The sequence below is a fragment of the Ectobacillus soli genome (genome assembly GCF_042610425.1).
Classification (GTDB): domain Bacteria; phylum Bacillota; class Bacilli; order Bacillales; family Bacillaceae_G; genus Ectobacillus.
In genome coordinates, this window is record NZ_JBGJZM010000003.1 from 90,598 (window position 1) to 105,332 (window position 14,735).

Sequence of the window (14,735 nt, forward strand, 5' to 3'; positions counted from 1 at the left end):
TAATAACATCGCTAAAATATGAAAAATTGAGGTGATGGTGATGAATGAAAAGGCAAAGCTTATTTTACATCCTGCTCGTATGCAAATCATTCAAACTCTTGCGGGAGATAGGCATCGAACGGTGCAACAAATGAGTGAGGCTTTATCTGAAATTCCGAAGGCTACTTTATATCGGCATTTAAACAAGCTTGTGCAAGGCGGGGTCGTGGAAGTTGTAGCACAGCATCAGGTCCGCGGTACGATTGAAAAAGTATATAGACTTGCAAAAGAGGGGCATAGTCTTTCGATGGAGGAATTTGAACAGAGCTCGAAAGAAGAAAAGATGACAACGTTTATGCAGTTTGTAGGAACCTTAATTGACGGCTTTGGAAACTATGTGAGTCAGGATGAAATCGATTTAGTTAGAGACGGCGTTATGTTTCGGCAGGTTCCGATATATATGAATGACGAAGAATTTACTGGGCTTTTACAGGAAGTAAGCAGTGCCTACAGTAAGGTGCTGCAAAACCAACGAACAAATGATAGAAGAATGCGAACGATATCCACCATTATTATTCCGGAACCAAAAAAAGGAGAGGACCTATAATGCGTATAAAAGCCAATAGTAAAAAATGTAACACATATTTTACGCAAATGGGACGATGAAATGGATGCACTTATGTTGCTTAAGGTATATCGTAAGCAACCAATAAATGAAGAATTTTGCAGTATTTTATAACATGGTTAGAAAAATATAAGGGGGAATAACAATGGTAAGTCAGACGGCTATATCAGGTTTAGTGTTCCAAGCGTTGATTGCAATTTTAATTCCAATTTTAGCATTTGTATATCTCAAGAGAACGTATTCTATTTCATATCGCCCTATTGTTGTTGGGGTAATGGTATTTATCGCTTTTTCACAAGTTTTTGAAACTGCTTTAAATGCATACATTTTAAATGTAAATCCAACGACATCTGTCATTAAAAATTATCCGTATTTGTATGCGTTATACGGAGCATTAGCAGCGGGTGTATTTGAGGAAATTGGCCGTTATGCAGGGTTTATGTTGCTATTAAGAGAGAATCGTGAACGCAAAGATGGCTTAGCGTATGGTCTTGGTCATGGAGGCATTGAAGCTCTTCTTATTGGTGTCATGAGTAGTGTCCAAAGTATCGTAATTGCAAATCTTATTAATTCTGGGCAATTTGAGGCTATGTATGGCAAAAGCGCATCTGCTGAAATGATTGCTGCAGTAAAAAATAGTTTAGTAACTCTTACCTTTACTGATGGGGTACTTGGCGGAGTAGAACGAATTGCCGCATTTATGATACAAGTGGCTTTATCCTTACTCGTGCTATATGCAATCAATTCGAAGAAATTCCAGTACGTAGGGCTTGCTATCTTGATTCATGCTGCAGTTGATTACGTAGCTGTGTTTCACAGAATCGCTGGACTGAATCTCTTCATTGTAGAAGCATTTATACTAGTGGTAGCTGCTGTAGCTTTTCTCTATATACGAAAGACGAAAGAATCGTGGACACAAAACTAAGAGAAAAGGACCGTTTTTACGAGACGGTCCTTTTCTTTATCTTGCATGAACTTTATTTAAAAATTGAAGAGTACGGGGATTTTTTGTATTAGTAAAAATATCTTCCGCCGTTCCACGCTCTACAACGACTCCTTGGTCCATGAAAATAACTTGATCTGCTACATCACGTGCAAATCTCATTTCATGGGTGACAACGACCATCGTCATTCCTTCTTTCGCTAAATTCTTCATAACTTTTAGCACTTCGCCCACGAGTTCCGGATCAAGGGCTGAGGTCGGCTCATCAAATAGAAGTACATCCGGATCCATTGCCATCGCGCGTGCGATACCAATGCGTTGTTGCTGTCCGCCAGAGAGTTGATGCGGATACATATCAGCACGATCCTGTAAACCGACTTTTTCCAGTAGATACATGGCTTTTTTGTGTGCTTCTTCTTTCGAACGTTTCAGCACGACAAGCTGGCCTTCCATTATATTTTGCAGTGCAGTTAGATGGGGGAAGAGATTATAGCCTTGAAAAACCATTCCTGTTTTCTTTCGAAAATCAGTTACTTCTTTGTGTGACAGCTTCTTTTTTGTATTGAAATCGATTGCGGTGCTTCCTATCTTTAACATTCCTTCGTCCGGTATTTCAAGTAAGTTGAGGCAACGTAATAACGTCGTTTTACCGGAACCAGAAGGTCCAATGATAACAGTTGTTGTGCCTTTCCCAGCTGTTACATCGATTCCCTTTAGCACGTTTAGATCACCAAAGCTTTTGTGTAGTTGTTGCACTTGAATCATTGTATTTCCTCCTTCTCACTCATCTTGCTACGCCTCGATCAAATCGATTTTCTAGCTTCGATTGGAAATAAGAAAGCACTGTACTGAAAATCAAATAAATGAACGCAACTTCTATATATAGCCATAGAGGCTCGTACGTATTAGCAGCAATTTGCTGCCCCTTTTGGAACAGTTCAGTTACCGTAATTGTAGCAGCGAGGGAAGTATCCTTAACAAGTGAAATGAAAGAGTTTCCTAGGGGCGGAATGGAAACTCGAACCGCTTGCGGCAAAATAATACGCTGCATTGCCTGAAATTTTGTCATGCCAATCGAATAAGCAGCTTCCCATTGTCCTTTCGGGATGGAAAGAATGGCGGCGCGTATAATTTCTGAGCTATATGCACCTACGTTTAAGGTAAAGCCGATGACAGCTGCTGTGAATGGATCTAGCGTTAAGCCAAGACTTGGCAGACCGTAGAAAAGAATGAACAACTGTACAAGTAATGGAGTTCCGCGGAATATCCATACGTAAAACTTAGCTACGATAACGAGAGGCTTATTGCTAGATAAACGGGCAAGTGCTGTGCAAAATGCTAGCAATGTGCCTAATACAAATGTAATGAGTGTTAATGGAATCGTAAAATACAAACCAGCTTTTAAAATAGGGAAAAAGGAATCGCTGAGGATTCCTATTATTCTTTGATCGATCATATATGCTTCATCCCTTTACTTCGATACGTCCGTACCGAACCATTTTTGAGATATTTTTAAATACGTTCCGTCATTTTTCATATCGGCAAGAGCTTTATTAACGGCTTTCACTAAATCATCGTTATTTTTACGGAATAAGAAGGCATTGCTTGTTGCATTTGCTTCTTCATATACGGTTTTAACCTTTACATCAGGACGTTGTTTTTTCAAATCTAAGAATGATAGACTATCATTTAATGTTGCATCTACGCGGCCAGATGTAATTAAATCAATCGATTGATTAAATCCATCTACAACTGTGTTTGTTGCGCCGTGATCTTCTGCGATTTTACGGAAGTTACTATCTAATGATTGAGCTACTTTTTTCCCTTTTAAATCATCTAACGACTTGATTGTCGTATTATCTTCTCCAACGATGAGAACAGACTTAGATACAATGTAAGGATCAGACATATCATATTTTTGCTGGCGGTCAGGACGAACGGCAACTTCATTTGCAACCATGTCGTAACGTTTTGCGTCAAGACCGGCGATCATGCCGTCCCATTTTGTTTCAATAAATTTAGGTTTAATATTTAAACGTTTGAAAACTTCTTGTGTGATTTCAATGTCAAAGCCTGTTAATGTACCTGATTTATCATGAAATGTAAATGGTGCGTAAGTTCCTTCTGTACCGATTGTGATTTCACCTTTAGCTTTAATTTGCTCGTATAAGCTGTTTGATGCCGTAGCAGTTTTGTCGTCTTTTTTTGTACCGCATGCTGCAAGAGCAAGTACTAATGATAAAGCAAGAAATAAAGTAAGTAGTCTTTTCATTTATAATCCCCCACTAATTTTATAGGATTTATTTGTTTTATAAAATGCTTTCTTAGAATAATGCAAGTATCGGGAAAAGTCAATGAAAAAAAACCTTCCCGTAATGGGAAGGTTAGGAAGAAATTGGATTCGATAATAAAAGTAGCGATTTCGATAATAAAAGAAAGGAAATCGATAATAAATTCGCCATTTCGATAATAAATGATTTGTAGAATAAAAGAACCCCCAGCTAAACTGCGCTTTGCAGGGGTTCTTATTCAAATAACGGGAACGATAATGCCATCAACTACTGCTTGTTCAAGCGTTTCTTTCGTCAGAGAAGCCTTTTCCGCTTCAGTTGGTGTAAATGGATTTGCTTTTTGCAAAGCTAAAAAAGAATATAATGCGTCTTTCTCTAAATATTTGTAGAGGTAGTCATGATAAATGCCTTTAGTAGATACGTAGCACCAAGGAGCGAGCTTGTACATTTGCTCTTTCGTCACAGCATGCTGACTCAAATCCTCCGTTCTGCATGTAGCGGAAGTAATAAGTTTTTCATAGGTAGCTAGATTTTCATCGTAATTATATGTTTTGTTTAAATAGTGGTGCACCTTTTGTATATCGACTTGCTCCTGCAAGAGAGCTAGGACGGCAGAAACAGCCGCTTCGATATCTCCGTAATCAACTTTTGTCACATAATAGCCATCGTCTACGATCGACCGCTGCGCTCCAACATTTGAAACGACGGCAGGAGTACCGCAGGCAATTGACTCAATTTGCACATAACCGAATGCCTCAATGAAATTTCCAATGCACATTGTTACATCAGCAGCGGAATAAATGCCTGGCATTTCATGGCCTGGAAGCCATGGATAATACACAATCGAATCCCGAATGCCGAGCGTTTCTGCATGTAAAAGGAGAGAATCATAAAAAGCGGCTGTTTCAGGAGAAACGTTCACATCAAAGTGCTTTGGCATAAGCAACTTGATGTTTTGCTGCCCCAGATCCTTAAGCCGTGCTACGACTTCGAATGATTGATAGATTCCTTTACCGGGGTCTGGGCGGTGTGGAAAGAGGATGACGGTATCTTCTTCCAAAATGCCAAGTCGTTGTCGCCAGTCCGTTTCTACTGGATGATATATAGTTAAATCAATGCCATTTTTTACGACCGTTAATATATCATCGATGCAGGGAAGGACGCGTCCCACTGTATGTTTTACACTTTCATATGTATAGTCGCAAGCGACAATAAAGCGATCTCGGTTCGTATGAAAGGCGGAAATTAACGCTTCAGGATAGACGAAATTTTTTAACGATGTGACGGTTGGAATACCTTTGTGCAAATAGCCATAATCCATCTGTCCGTCATGAATATAGAACACATCATGCTCCTTTGCGTAATTACGAATTAATTCATACGAATGGGCTAGATGAAATGGATGGGTATCGTATGGAATTGGAAATGTTTCTTTAAATCGTAAAATAGGTAAAACCGTTACCCGTTCACATAAATCAAATGGTTCACTGTTATCGCTGCGATAATTCGTTAAAACGGTAACGGTATGCCCTTTCTTGGAAAAGTAAAATAAAAGCTCACGCAAATGACGTTGCGAGCCACCCATAGAAACATCCTTCATGATGGTAGCCATTGAAAAAACAAGAATTTTCATGACGAGAAGTCCTCTCTTAACTTAAAAATAGTGAATATGCATCTCTGGCTTTTATAGCAGTAACAAAGAACCGCCTATCATCGGAAAAAGTACCATAGCCGTTTTTAAAATACGGGCTGGAACCCGCTTTGTAAATTTTGCGCCGATGTAGGAGCCAAGCATCGTTCCAAAGACTACCTCTGCAAGGAGCTGTAGATTTAAATACCCTAAATGATAATAGCCAGTTCCGCCTGCTATCGCAATGAGAATAATGACAAGCATGGTCGTTCCTGCTGATTTTCGTACCGACATACCTAAAATAGCCATTAAGCCAATTTGGATAAATGGAGTCGATCCAATGCCGAATAAACCAGACAAAGCGCCCGTTACCAATCCGATGCCACAAGCTGATACGAGGAACCGAATTCCAGTTATATGTGCGGTTCTTTCATCATCAATCGATTTTTTACGAGACACGATGAACATGCGAAGCCAAAGGACAATCCCCGATAAATATAACATTCCTGCTGTCATAAACTTTAATTCACTCGCAGGTATATAAACAGAAAATTTTGAGCTAAACCATGCACCAATAGCTCCAAATATACCGATGATAATCCCTTGCTTTAAGGAAACATTCCCTTCACGGTAGTGGCTCACTGCTCCTGACAGAGATGAAAATATCATCGCAACAAGTGCGGTTCCTAATGCGATATGAATAGGAATGCCAAACAATACTAATATTGAGATAATAAATCCCGAACCGCCTGCGCCGACAAATCCTAAAAGAAGTCCTACTAAAAACATGGTAGCGATTATTTCTACAACCATCTATCATTCCTCTTTCCAACAATTACATTATGATATTCATAATTAAAGCATTCAATCCTGCTTAAGTGCAAATTCATAAATAGATTTTCGTATCTTTGTTTACGTTAATAGTATAATAAAAAATAGGAATCATGTATGAAAGTTAGTTCCCGTATTTTTGCTATTGATAGTAAACTATTTATATCGATAGAATGAATGGGAGCAGTTACCTCGAAAGGAGAAATAACAATTGAGTAAATATTGGAATCAGTTAGTGAAAGAGTTACAGCCTTATGTTCCAGGAGAACAACCACAAAATAAAAAATATATTAAGTTGAATACAAACGAGAATCCGTATCCTCCATCCCCTAAGGTGATAGAAGCAATTCAGCAGAAAGCAAACGAGGATTTGCGTTTGTATCCTGATCCGAACTGTAATGAATTAAGAGAAAAGCTGGCGGAATATTATCAAGTGCAGAAAGAGCAAATTTTTGTTGGAAATGGGTCAGATGAAATATTAGCCTTTTCGTTTCAAACTTTTTTTGAACCAGGGCGTCCTATTTTGTTTCCGGATATTTCGTACAGCTTTTATAAAGTATATGCCAACTTGTTTCGCTTACAATATACACTTGTCCCACTAGATGAGGAGTTCAATATGCCAATTGAGCCTTTTAAATCTAAGAATGGCGGCATCATTTTTCCAAATCCGAATGCACCGACAGGAAAGGGATTGTCAGCACAATTCATTCGAGAGATTCTTGATGCGAATCCGGAAAATGTAGTTATTGTGGATGAGGCCTATGTTGATTTTGGAGCGGAGTCCATGATCCAATATGTTAATGAATATCCGAATTTGCTTGTCATTCAAACGTTCTCAAAATCACGTTCTTTAGCAGGTCTTCGAGTCGGGTATGCCATTGGTCACCCTGACTTGATAGAAGGGTTGCAACGCGTAAAAAATAGCTTTAATTCATACACGCTTGATCGACTTGCGATTTCTGGAGCGGTAGCAGCCCTTTCTGATCGATCTTATTATGAAGAAATAACAAATGCTATTATTCATACGCGAAATGATGTTGTAGACAAACTACTGTCACTCGGATTTTCTGTTACTGAATCACGTTCAAACTTTGTTTTTATTAGCCATCCTGAAGTACATGCCAGTGTATTGTATGCAAAACTAAAAGAAGCCGGAGTTTTGGTTCGTTATTTTAATCAACCAAGGATTGATAATTTTCTACGTGTAACAATTGGATTAGAAAATGAAATGGAAGTATTCTTGCGTGCATTGAAGAATATTTTAACAAAATAAACCACTTTTAAAAAACATAACAATATAGAATTACGTTTGGAAAATAAGAGCCAATTCTTTACTTAAGTAAAGAATTGGCTTGTTTGTTTTTATTCAAGACAGGAAGTTATAGTATGGATTATATCTTTTTGAAAGATGTGAACGAATATAAAGTGACACGTTTTTCCTATATTTGTCGATTATTGTAAGTATTCTCCTAATTATATTTGGATTATTTTGTAAAATACTATGCTATAATACAAGACATTACATGATTAATAGGAGGTATGATAGAGATGATGATGGATACACAGTTATTGTTGCCGCTAATGATGGAGAGAGCTGAGAAGTTTTTTCCGAAGAAAGAGGTTGTATCACGTACGCATTCGACGGTTCAAACATTTACCTACCTTGAAATTGCTAAGCGTACGCGTAGACTTGCAAGCGTTTTAACAAAATTAGGGGTACAAAAAGGAGACAAAATTGGTACATTAGCATGGAATCATCATCGCCATTTAGAAGCATACTTTGCTATTCCAAGCATTGGTGCCGTTTTACATACGGTTAATCTTCGACTATCACCACAGCATATTTCTTACATCATTAACCACGCAGAAGATCGATTTATATTTGTTGATGAGGATATGGTTCCAGTATTGGAGCAAATCCAACACGAACTCACACATGTACAAGCCTTCATCATTATGACAGACCAACCAGACATTCCTCAAACTAGTTTATTTCCTGTATACCACTATGAACAGCTTCTAGAAGAAGGCGACGAAGCCTTTCCATTTGTAAAAGATTTAAATGAATCAGAACCAGCCGGTATGTGCTATACATCCGCAACAACTGGACTTCCGAAAGGTGTAATCTATACGCATCGTAGTATTACGTTGCATAGTTATGCTCTTGGTCTTGCAGATGGAGGGAACTTATCCGAAGCAGATGTCTGCATGCCGGTTGTTCCAATGTTCCATGTAAATGCATGGGGATTGCCATTTGCTTGTACATGGTTTGGAACGAAGCTTGTTCTACCAGGGCCACATTTTAATGCTGTAGTGCTAGCAGATTTGATAGAAAAAGAGAAAGTAACGGTAACAGCAGGTGTTCCAACGATTTGGAGCGATGTTTTACAAGAAGTAGAAAAAAATCCACGAGATATTAGTAGTCTTAAGAGTATATGGTCAGGTGGTTCGGCAGCTCCAAAGAATATGATTCAGACGTATGAAGAAAAATATAAGATTGACTTCCGACAAATTTATGGGATGACAGAATCAAGTCCGGCTGTTGTCTTTAATCGATTCAAGTCATATCAAAATAATTTAAATCAAGAAGAATATTATGAACTCCGTTCTCGTCAAGGCTGCGTTATTCCAGGTGTAGAAATGAAAGTGATTAGTTCAGAAGGCGAAGTGAAATGGAACGGAGTAGATATGGGAGAACTTTGCGTACGTGGTCCATGGATTGCGGGTAGCTATTATAAGGATGAAAGATCAGAAGATTCAATGAAAGATGGTTGGTATCATACAGGCGATGTTGTAACGGTCGATGAAGAAGGGTCTATCAAAATTGCTGACCGTACTAAGGACTTAATTAAAAGCGGAGGAGAATGGATTTCTTCTATTGACTTAGAAAATTCATTAATGACGCATGAGGCTGTGCTAGAAGCATCTGTTATTGCTGTTCCACATGTAAAATGGCAAGAACGCCCTATTGCTTGCGTTGTTCTCAAAGAGTCCCATAAAGAGTCTGTATCAAAAGATGAATTATATGCATTCCTCACACCGCAATTTGCAAAATGGTGGTTACCGGATGATATTATTTTTATGGATGAAATTCCGAAAACATCCGTTGGAAAGTTTTTAAAACGAGCACTTCGCGATCAATTGAAAAGTTATTTGATCAAAGCATAAATAGAATAGGTTAAATTAAATCCCTCTCAAAGAGATACTTCTGTCTATTGAGAGGGATTTTTCAGTATAATGAAAGGTAAAAAGGAGCTTTTCGAAAATGAAACCAGCTATAGAGGCCCTGCAAGATTTTAAGAAACAAAATAAAAATAGAGGTAGGTTGCTCGTTCACTGCCCCGATCAACCGGGTATTGTTTCTAGTATTTCAAAATTTTTATTTGAATACGATGCAAATATTATTGAATCTAGCCAGTATTCAACAAATCCAGAAGGCGGCATGTTTTTTCTCCGCATTGAATTTGAATGTCCAAATCTGCAAGAAAAAGCGATAAAGCTTGAACAAGAGTTTCTACCAATTGCTACGCAGTTTCAAATGAAATGGAAATTTACATACGTTCATACACTAAAAAAAATGGCTATTTTTGTTTCGAAAGAGCTTCATTGCTTGCGTGAACTTCTATGGGATTGGCAGAATGGTGACTTAATGACAGACATAGCTGTTGTGATTAGTAATCATGAGGATGCACGTGAGGTTGTGGAACTTTTACATATCCCGTTTTATCACATACCTGCTTCTAAGGAAAATAGAGCGGAAGTCGAACTAAAGCAGCAGCAGCTTCTTAAAGAATATGAAATCGATACGGTCGTATTGGCTAGATATATGCAAATTTTAACACCCACATTTGTAGCCACTCATCCAAATGAAATTATTAATATACATCATTCGTTTTTACCTGCATTTGTTGGGGCAAAACCATATGAACGTGCGTTTACACGAGGGGTAAAACTCATCGGGGCCACCTCACACTATGTAACAAATGATTTGGATGAAGGACCGATTATCGAGCAAGATATTAAACGAGTGAATCACCGCGATGGAGTAGAAGACCTAAAGAAAATCGGACGTGCCATCGAACGAAGTGTGTTGTCGAGAGCGGTGAAATGGCATTTAGAAGACCGCGTGATTGTGCATGAGAATAAGACAATTGTATTTGCGTGATGCAAAAAAAAATCAACTCACGGCTTACTGAAGGAAGCCGTAGCTAATAAAGCGAATGATTGATGCCCGTAAAGGATGAGAAAGATGTGTAGTGGTAATCAAAGCCCCGCATTGGTTACTGGAAAGAGAGAAAAACTTCAATAGCGGTAATCAAATCGTCCCTACCCCCCTATCCGTGATATAGTAAAGCCATTAACAAACAAACGGGTGATACAATGGAGTCTATCATTTCAATTTCAGTTCGTTCATTAGTAGAGTATGTATATCGGAGCGGGAGTATTGATGCTGGTTTTCGGACGAGTTCGTCTCTTCATGAGGGGACGAGAGTGCATCAGAAAATCCAGCGTACGTATGAGGAGCTGGATCAGAAGGAATGTTTTTTAGAAATCGATATGGCGTGTGAAAATCTTCCGTTTCATGTGGAAGGGCGATGCGATGGTCTGTTGTTTCGCGGGCAGGATGTAGTAATTGATGAGATTAAGTCTACGTCTGGGGATCTATCAGTTCTTGAAGAAAATTCGTATCCGGTTCACTGGGCGCAGGCGAAATGGTATGCCTATATGTATGCGACTGCGAAAAACGTAGAGCAGATGGTTGTACAATTAACGTATGTGCAGGTTCCGAGCGAAGAGCAGAAGAGCTTTCGACAGGTGTTGTCACACGATGAATTGGAAATGTTTGCAAAGAAAGTGCTGCAGCAGTATGCCCCGTATGGTGAATTGCTTCGCAAGCACCGAGCAAGGAGAACGAGTAGCATCCAGGCGTTAGCTTTTCCGTTTCCTACGTACCGACAAGGGCAACGAAAATTTGCTAGTGCTGTTTATAAGACGATTGTAGATGAGAAAAATATTCTTGCCAAGGCACCTACCGGCATTGGAAAAACGATATCTACAACCTTTCCAGTAGTAAAGGCGATGGGAGAGGGGCTTATTCAGCGCTTGTTCTATGTGACTGCGAAAACGACAACACGTACTGCAGCTGAAGAAGCATGTAAGCTTATGAAAGATCATGGTCTTATCCTACATGCTGTAACCCTTACAGCAAAGGATAAAATTTGTTTTAAGGAAGAAACGAGATGTCAAAAGGATTATTGTGAGTATGCAAATGGCTACTATGATCGAATCAATGAAGCAATTCTTGATGTTTTAGAGAACGAAACAATTATGGATCGTAATGTGATCGAACGGTATGCTAAGAAACATACGGTATGTCCGTTTGAATTTTCCGTGGATCTTGCGTATGCAGCGGATGCGGTGATTTGTGATTACAATTATATCTATGATCCTCGCGTTTCATTCAAACGTTTGTTTGAAGAGCAGAAGCGACAAAGTGTTCTTCTCGTTGACGAGTCACACAATCTTGTGGACCGGGCGAGAGAGATGTTTTCAGCAGAACTGTACAAATCCTTATTTTTAGAGCTAAAGCGTAAATACAAGGGAACAAATGACACGATATATAAAATTGCTCACAAACTCAATCAACATTTTATCGCACTACGAAAAAAAATCAGGGAACAAAAGCAAGTGGTAGAGAAAGAGCAGAATACAGAAATTCTTGCTTTATTAGAAGAATTTATTGTAGCAGCTGAGCAGGCGCTTCTGCATGCCACTGGCGAGGAACAAGCATTACTAGATTCCTTTTTTGCAGCGCAAAGTTATGTTCGCATCAGTAAGCTATATGATGAACGATTTGTCACGTATGTGGAATGCACTGGGAACGAGGTTCATTTGAAAATGTTTTGCTTAGATCCATCCTACTTATTGAATCAAGTTGCCAAAGGGTATCGTGCAAGCATCTATTTTTCTGCAACGTTAACTCCACTTTCTTATTTTCATCGGATGCTAGGGTGCAAGGAAGAGGATTATACGCTTTCTGTACCTTCCCCTTTTGCAAAGGAGCAGTTGGACGTGTTTGTGCAAGCTTTGTCAACGCGGTATCATGACCGCGACTATACGAAATCACATATTGTTCGTATGCTTAGAAATTTGCTTGCATCCAAGCCTCAAAACACCCTTATATTTTTCCCATCCTATCAATATTTGCAGGCAGTGTATACACAGTTTGCAGAAGAAGATTCAGAATTTGTAACCATTGTCCAGTCTACATCTATGAAGGAAGAGGAGAGAGATGAATTTTTAGAAAGGTTTCAGCCGAGTTTAGATAAGCCGGTCGTTGGATTTGCTGTATTAGGTGGAGTGTTTTCAGAAGGGATTGATTTAAAGGGGGATCGTCTTAATACGGTTGTCGTTGTTGGTGTTGGCTTGCCGCAGCTCTGTTTAGAAAGAGAAATCATAAAACAATATTTCCATACTACTGGCGCAAATGGATACAATTACTCCTATGTATATCCCGGGATGAACAAAGTGCAGCAAGCAGGCGGAAGACTGATTCGAACGGAGCAAGATACCGGCACTATCGTACTTGTAGATGATCGTTTCTTGAAAGAACCCTATGTATCGTTGCTGCCTGAGGAATGGCAGTCGTTTACCGTTATTTCGTAACGTTTCTACTCTGTAAAGTGCAGTTTGTTTGGTGTTCAAGTGGTATTGCTATACAATACGAAGTAGGATTGTTTTTTGGATAAATGAGAAAAATGGGGTGGAAGCATGAGCGAAACAGAACAAACTAGAGAGCTTGCAACCTTCGCAGGCGGTTGTTTTTGGTGCATGGTTAAACCGTTTGATGAAATAGATGGTATTATAAAAATCGTGTCTGGCTATACAGGTGGTCACAAGGAAAATCCAACATACAAGGAAGTATGTTCGGAAACAACAGGACACTACGAGGCTGTACAAATTACATTTGATCCGAGCCGGATGTCTTATGACGAGCTTCTTGAGATGTATTGGCGTCAAATCGATCCAACTGATGCGGGAGGTCAATTTCACGACCGTGGTGAATCATATCAAACCGTAATTTTCTACCATAATGAAGAACAACGTCAGAAGGCAGAAGCTTCTAAAATTGCGCTAGCGGAAAGCAGCCGTTTTCAAAAACCGATTGCAACGAAAATCCTCCCAGCAAAGCCTTTTTATGAGGCAGAAGATTATCATCAAGACTACTATAAGAAAAATCCATTTCGCTATGGCTTATATCGAAAAGGATCAGGCCGAGATGCGTTTATAAAGAAGCATTGGGAGTTAAATAAAGAGCATTTAAAAAGTAAACTTACTGAAATGCAGTATAATGTTACACAAGAAAACGGAACGGAGCCTCCTTTTCAAAATGAATTTTGGAACGAACACAGAGAAGGTTTATATGTAGAAATCATTTCAGGTGAACCGTTATTTAGCTCACGAGATAAATTTGATAGCGGATGTGGATGGCCAAGTTTCACCAAGCCGGTTATGGATGCAAGTGTCAAGGAAAACATGGATATCAGTCATAGAATGGTCCGTACGGAAGTGCGTAGTAAAGAAGGAGATTCGCATCTCGGTCATGTATTTGAAGATGGACCAAAGGACCGAGGCGGACTTCGCTATTGCATTAATTCTGCTGCCCTTCGCTTCATTCCAAAAGAAGAGTTAGAAAAAGAAGGATACGGGGATTTTCTCATTTTATTTAAATAATGAAAGCGTGAGGCCGAGATGATAATCTCGGCTTTTTATATAGGAAGATGTCACGTTTGTGGCATCTTTTTTAGTAATGAAATTTCTAATCTAAAAGTCATGAAATAGACGGATAAAGTCATGACTCCTTGCACTATGTAACAGGGTCTCTTTTTTATATCATACAGTAAGAAAGAGAGAAGGGGAGAGATACAATGAGCAAGGAGGAAATGCGGGCAATTATCGAAAGACGGTTAGCTGAGGCATCAATGGATGATAAAAACCGAGTAATTTCGTTATATGAGGATTTGTATGAAACAGCTTTAGCGAAGGGGAAGGAAGAAGAAGAGATTATGAAGGAACTGGGGTTACAAGTGGTGGCAGTGCCGAAACAGCCTCCTTCGCTAGCGAAAAAAATAGGAATTGGTATGGGATTATTTCTCTTTAATGTGATGGTTGCACTCGTTCCAGCCATTATGTTGGTATCCATTTATCTTTCCCTTTGGACCGTAGCGGTAGCTTGCATAATTGGTGCTGTGACTTTGCTTATTTCTCTTTTTTTCATTCATGACATGGATATTATGCAATCTCTTTTTATCTCGATGCTTATGAGTGGCTTAGGCATGTTGCTAGTTGTTGCACTCATTTTTATAGGAGAATTATTGTATAGAGGTGTTCGACTCTATTTTGGATTCCATATGAAAATGATGAGAGGAGAATAAA

The 14,735-nt window shown here is 39.1% G+C and carries 13 protein-coding genes; 8 read left to right on the forward strand and 5 right to left on the reverse strand.

Annotated elements, in window-relative coordinates:
- The first annotated feature begins 40 nt into the window (after window positions 1-40).
- Together ACAN53_RS14985 and ACAN53_RS14990 are read left to right on the forward strand one after the other, a co-directional pair.
- Window positions 41-586, forward strand: a complete 546-nt coding sequence (locus tag ACAN53_RS14985) for a helix-turn-helix domain-containing protein (RefSeq protein ID WP_379970964.1) — start codon at window positions 41-43, stop codon at window positions 584-586.
- A gap of 163 nt (window positions 587-749) precedes the next feature.
- Window positions 750-1,529 carry a YhfC family intramembrane metalloprotease gene (locus ACAN53_RS14990; RefSeq protein ID WP_379970965.1) on the forward strand — a complete coding sequence of 260 codons (780 nt, stop codon included), beginning with the start codon at window positions 750-752 and terminating at the stop codon, window positions 1,527-1,529.
- Window positions 1,530-1,565: 36 nt separating this feature from the next.
- Here the strand turns inward: ACAN53_RS14990 and ACAN53_RS14995 are convergent, their stop codons facing one another.
- The 5 genes from ACAN53_RS14995 to ACAN53_RS15015 form a co-directional block, all read right to left on the reverse strand.
- On the reverse strand, window positions 1,566-2,312 hold the full coding sequence (locus ACAN53_RS14995) for an amino acid ABC transporter ATP-binding protein (protein WP_379970966.1): 747 nt from the start codon (window positions 2,310-2,312) through the stop codon (window positions 1,566-1,568).
- A gap of 19 nt (window positions 2,313-2,331) precedes the next feature.
- Window positions 2,332-3,003 carry an amino acid ABC transporter permease gene (locus ACAN53_RS15000; RefSeq protein ID WP_379970967.1) on the reverse strand — a complete coding sequence of 224 codons (672 nt, stop codon included), beginning with the start codon at window positions 3,001-3,003 and terminating at the stop codon, window positions 2,332-2,334.
- Between the two features lie 15 nt (window positions 3,004-3,018).
- On the reverse strand, window positions 3,019-3,819 hold the full coding sequence (locus tag ACAN53_RS15005; RefSeq protein ID WP_379970968.1) for an amino acid ABC transporter substrate-binding protein: 801 nt from the start codon (window positions 3,817-3,819) through the stop codon (window positions 3,019-3,021).
- A gap of 257 nt (window positions 3,820-4,076) precedes the next feature.
- A complete protein-coding gene (locus ACAN53_RS15010) occupies window positions 4,077-5,471 on the reverse strand; it encodes a glycosyltransferase family 4 protein (RefSeq protein WP_379970969.1) in 1,395 nt (464 codons plus the stop codon).
- A gap of 51 nt (window positions 5,472-5,522) precedes the next feature.
- Entirely contained in the window at window positions 5,523-6,281 is a 759-nt protein-coding gene (locus ACAN53_RS15015; RefSeq protein ID WP_379970970.1) for a sulfite exporter TauE/SafE family protein, read from the reverse strand.
- 229 nt (window positions 6,282-6,510) lie between these two features.
- On the opposite strand from ACAN53_RS15015, the gene hisC reads away from it, so the two are divergent.
- From hisC to ACAN53_RS15045, 6 genes are all read left to right on the forward strand, one after another.
- The gene (hisC, locus tag ACAN53_RS15020; RefSeq protein ID WP_379970971.1) at window positions 6,511-7,572 is read left to right on the forward strand and encodes a histidinol-phosphate transaminase; all 1,062 of its coding nucleotides are present in this window, start codon (window positions 6,511-6,513) and stop codon (window positions 7,570-7,572) included.
- Between the two features lie 275 nt (window positions 7,573-7,847).
- The gene (locus ACAN53_RS15025; protein ID WP_379970972.1) at window positions 7,848-9,467 is read left to right on the forward strand and encodes a long-chain fatty acid--CoA ligase; all 1,620 of its coding nucleotides are present in this window, start codon (window positions 7,848-7,850) and stop codon (window positions 9,465-9,467) included.
- A gap of 97 nt (window positions 9,468-9,564) precedes the next feature.
- A complete protein-coding gene (gene purU / locus ACAN53_RS15030; RefSeq protein WP_379970973.1) occupies window positions 9,565-10,464 on the forward strand; it encodes a formyltetrahydrofolate deformylase in 900 nt (299 codons plus the stop codon).
- 215 nt (window positions 10,465-10,679) lie between these two features.
- Entirely contained in the window at window positions 10,680-12,965 is a 2,286-nt protein-coding gene (locus ACAN53_RS15035; protein WP_379970974.1) for an ATP-dependent DNA helicase, read from the forward strand.
- A gap of 105 nt (window positions 12,966-13,070) precedes the next feature.
- On the forward strand, window positions 13,071-14,033 hold the full coding sequence (gene msrA / locus ACAN53_RS15040; RefSeq protein WP_379970975.1) for a peptide-methionine (S)-S-oxide reductase MsrA: 963 nt from the start codon (window positions 13,071-13,073) through the stop codon (window positions 14,031-14,033).
- A gap of 194 nt (window positions 14,034-14,227) precedes the next feature.
- Window positions 14,228-14,734, forward strand: a complete 507-nt coding sequence (locus tag ACAN53_RS15045) for a DUF1700 domain-containing protein (protein WP_379970976.1) — start codon at window positions 14,228-14,230, stop codon at window positions 14,732-14,734.
- Window position 14,735 lies beyond the last annotated feature (1 nt).